General features: G+C 60.3%; 1 protein-coding gene. It reads left to right on the top strand.

Annotation, left to right across the window (positions count from 1 at the left end):
• Positions 1-675, top strand: a 675-nt coding sequence (locus IF89_RS46795; RefSeq protein ID WP_158718156.1) for a hypothetical protein, incomplete at both ends; no start/stop codon positions are given.

The following is a 675-nucleotide window of genomic DNA, read 5'->3' as shown; positions in this document are numbered from 1 at the left end:
CGGCCTACACCCACCTCCGGGTATGGAACGGCAACCAGTCATCAACCGTCAACCTCGGCGAAGTCCCCGCACCACCAGAAAGAACCGCCCACCCCGTCACGGTCACTAATGATGAAGGATGGTCAGAGGAGCTCCGCCCGATCCTCGGTAACGGCCTCGACCAGAGAATAGTCGAGTTTCCGCTGAAGGCCGATGCAGGCCCAGCACAGGACTTCCTCTACTTCCGCGATTTAAGTACTGGAAAAATTATCACCAACCTGCGGCGCACCGGAGAGGCGGGAGTCGCTATCTCTACCATCCGGGGTGCCTACACAGGGACTGACATGGAGTCATTGAGCGAGGGCGCACGACTCTACGTAAGCAGCACGAAGGTGTCGGACCTCGGCGTAGCCCAAAAAGTCCTAGTAACTTCCAACGTGAAGGCGCCGACAGCAGGAACCACCCCGGTATGGAATCCCGTTCATGAATTCACCTATAGAATCAAAGAAAAAGGGCCTGTCCTGCCAGTCCTCGAGCCGACCATCAGGCTGGAGGGCGGCCGCGCCGCGATTACAGCCCGATGCGGTTCCGGAAGCGTTGTAGAGCCGTGTGGGTTGGCAGCGGTGCCTGAGAAGGACGGAGTGGGCGTCAGGCCTGCGCTGTTCGCCGCAAACGGTCGGCTGGAGGAGCCCCGGG

Origin of the sequence: Streptomyces sp. NRRL F-2664 (assembly GCF_000719345.1) — a bacterium.
In the GTDB taxonomy this organism is placed as follows: Bacteria; Actinomycetota; Actinomycetes; order Streptomycetales; family Streptomycetaceae; genus Streptomyces.
Note: the sequence above shows the minus strand (reverse complement) of the source record. Positions and strands in the feature narration are given on the sequence as shown.